At 69.5% G+C, this 3164-nt stretch carries 2 protein-coding genes and 2 pseudogenes; 2 read left to right on the top strand and 2 right to left on the bottom strand.

Features of this window, described 5'->3' with window-relative positions; all coding sequences use genetic code 11:
* The first annotated feature begins 118 nt into the window (after positions 1-118).
* Entirely contained in the window at positions 119-1114 is a 996-nt protein-coding gene (locus tag AC08OQ_RS18720) for an AAA family ATPase (protein ID WP_476602332.1), read from the top strand.
* A 625-nt stretch (positions 1115-1739) separates the two neighbouring features.
* On the top strand, positions 1740-2489 hold the full coding sequence (locus tag AC08OQ_RS18725; protein ID WP_476605747.1) for a PIG-L deacetylase family protein: 750 nt from the start codon (positions 1740-1742) through the stop codon (positions 2487-2489).
* Positions 2490-2575: 86 nt separating this feature from the next.
* On the opposite strand, the pseudogene AC08OQ_RS18730 reads toward AC08OQ_RS18725, so the two are convergent.
* Both AC08OQ_RS18730 and AC08OQ_RS18735 read right to left on the bottom strand, forming a co-directional pair.
* A pseudogene (locus AC08OQ_RS18730) lies at positions 2576-2821 on the bottom strand (IS607 family transposase); the annotation flags it as partial.
* Between the two features lie 11 nt (positions 2822-2832).
* Positions 2833-3164 (bottom strand): annotated as a pseudogene (locus AC08OQ_RS18735) (hypothetical protein); the annotation flags it as partial.

Genomic DNA, 3164 nt, shown 5'->3' on the forward strand with positions numbered 1-3164 from the left:
GACCCGCTACGACAAGCTAGCCGTCCGCTACGAAGCAACAGTCACCATCGCCGCGATCAACGAATGGCTGCCCCGATAAACTTCCCAAACAGGCCCTAGGAGGCAGCGCGTGACCCGCATGGGCGACGGCCGCGACAGTACGTCCGGCGACCGGTCCGCGGTTGCCACGTTCTCAGCCTCTTTCCACGATGTGGTCGCCAACGTCGAGAAGGTCATCCGCGGCAAGCGTGAGGTGGTGGATCTCGCGACGATCTGCATGTTCGCCGACGGCCATCTCCTCGTCGAGGATGTCCCCGGTCTGGGGAAGACCTCCCTGGCCCGCAGCCTCGCCGCGTCGGTGGGCGCCGGCTGGCATCGCATCCAGTTCACGCCCGACCTGCTGCCCGCGGACATCATCGGGACGATGGTCTACAACCAGCGTGCCGACGAGTTCGGATTCCGCGGGGGCCCGGTGTTCACCAACCTCGTCATCGGCGATGGGATCAATCGCGCCTCGCCGAAGACGCAGTCGGCTCTGCTGGAGGTCATGGAGGAGGGGCGGGTCACCGTCGATGGGACCGGTTATCCGGTACCGCGGCCCTTCATGGTCGTCGCGACGCAGAACCCGATCGACATGGACGGCACGTACAGCTTGCCCGAGGCCCATCTGGACCGGTTCCTCATGCGACTGCGGATGGGATATCCCTCCCTCGCTGCGGAACTGGAGATCCTCGATGGTCGGCAGGTGGGTCGGCGCATCGAGGATCTGAGACCGGTGATGCGGGCGGAGGACGTGGTGGCCCACGCCGCCCGGACATCCGCCATCTATGTGGCACCCGCCCTCCGGCGGTACATCGTCGATCTGGTCACCGCGACCCGCACGCTGCCGGATGTCGTCCGCCTGGGGGCGAGCCCACGGGGCAGTATCGCGCTGCTTCGGGCCGTCCAGGTGCGTGCCGCGTCGCAGGGACGGGCCTTCGTGACCCCCGACGACGTCAAAGCGCTGGCCAAGCCGGTCCTGGCACACCGGCTGGTGCTGAGCCCCGAGGCGGAACTGCGCCGCGTCATCGCCGAGGACGTCGTGGACGAGGTCGTCGAGACCATCCCGTCCCCGCGTCGTCTCGTCGGTATCTGACCGTGGCGCCCTGGTCGGCCGACATCGGGCGCCGGGTAGGACCGCCGGGGCGGAGCCCACGTAGGTGGCGCAGTCCTAGCGTGTCGGCCAGTGACGGCCCCGGTAGTCGACGGTCGCCACCGCTTCAGCGGGGCACGACGCATCCTGCGGAGCCGGCTGGCTCGGGGGCGCGGCGGCCGGTCCGTCGTGGCGACCGGTGGCGAATCCGATGGCCGGGGCCACCGATCGTCCGGCCGTGGGCCCGCGACGACGACCGGTCGGAGTCGGCGGTCCCAGACCGTCCGTCGCGAGGGGGGCGTGCGGCCCTTCACCGGGATCAGGACGCGGACGACCTTCCGGCCGGGGAGGTGACCGGAACGCGGGCTCCCGGGTGTTTTCGACGGGTACCGTCGCTCAAGCCCAGCGCAGTCCCGCCCCGCCCACCCTGCTTGCGACGTGGGCACACCCGGGAGGGTGGGGCTGTGCCCGGAGGATGGGCTGTGCCCGGAGGATGGGCTGTGATGGTGCCGGCCGGCGTCGTGGGCGCGCCACGCCGCCCCGTGCGTGTGGCGTTGCCGATGACTGCACCGATGTCCGTGCGGTGCCGCGCTGTATGCCGTATGGAAGAACGATGCAGGAGGAACGCGTGGCGGACGAGCGTCGGCCCTTCGCCGACGACAGCGGGACCCCCGAATCGGTCTGGCAGGGATGGGATCCGGGGTGGGCGGAGCTGGATCTGACCGTTCCGCCCACGAATGCAGTGATCGTGGCTCCCCACCCGGACGATGAGGTGCTGGGCATCGGTGGCCTGATGACCATCCTGTCCACGCTGAGCGTGTCGCTCACCGTTGTTGCGGTAACCGACGGCGACGCATCCCATCCCGGATCTCCGACGCTGTCGCCGGCCGAGCTTGCGCGGCGACGGGTGGCGGAACAGCATTCCGCTCTCGCCGAACTCGGACTGGCCCAGGTGCCGGTGCATCGGGTCAGCCTGCGCGACGGGCGGGTCGCCGGGCACGAGGAGCTGTTGGCCGACCAGCTGGAACCGTTGCTCACCGCCGACGGGTGGCTGCTCGCAACGTATGCCGGGGATCGTCATCCAGATCATGAGGCGACGGGTCGGGCGGCGGAGATCGCCGCCGCGCGGACGGGCACCCGGCTGCTCGAGTACCCCGTCTGGACCTGGCACTGGGCGGTGCCGGACGACCCGCGAGTTCCCTGGGCCAGGGCGCGACGGGTGCATCTTCCTGTCGACGTGCAGCGGGCCAAGCAGCGAGCGGTCGACTGCTACCGCACCCAGATTGCTCCGCTTTCAGCCCATCCGGCCGATGCTGCGGTGCTTCCGGCCGAGGCCCTGGCGCGGCTCCTGCGCCCAGCCGAGACGGTCTTCGTCTGACCGTTGCGAGTCATGAAGCATGAGTAGGCCCCTTGCTCGCAGCCACCTGTTGCCGGATGGCGGCCCTACAGCCGGAGCAGGTCTTCGAGCTCACGTCCGGTTGCCCATGCGGTGACACGGGCAACCTGCCGGTCAAGGCCGGGGTACTGGCCGGCGGAGGAGACCCGCGCGTACACCGCGACGGCTCCCGTGGGGCGTTCGACGGCGGACGGCTCGACCAGGATCAGCCGCCCGACCCGGCGCGCCGGTACGGGCAGCTTCCCTTCCCGAAACCAGCGGTAAGCGGTGACGTAGTGGACACCCTCACGCTCCGCCCACTGCTTCAAGTTCACTCACACATCACTTACTCAAAAGCCAGCAGGTCGCTGCCCCGCGGGGACATCTCCCGCAGCGGCAGGCCGCGGTCGTCGAAGGCCGCGTCGTCCGCTCCGGTGATTCCGAAGACGGTCGGCCTGGTGTCGATCCAGCGATTGATCAGCCAGTGCAGCAGGTTGATGGTGACGACCGCCGGAGCGACGACGGCGGCGACCCCGGGAATCGCCGGCTCCAAGGCCAGGGACAGCACGATGCTCGTGATGCCGTTCTGCTGGGAAGCGGCCAGATAAACCCGGTCACGTCGGGACATGCGGTGGGTGAGAAGGTAGCCGACGAGACCCTGTGCGGCGAAGGCTGCGG

The organism is Frankia sp. CcCS3, from assembly GCF_977927575.1.

What these genes read in the sequence shown, in the direction of transcription:
- AC08OQ_RS18720 (WP_476602332.1), top strand. Translation starts at nt 119, where the DNA reads ATGGGCGACGGCCGCGACAGTACGTCCGGCGACCGGTCCGCGGTTGCC.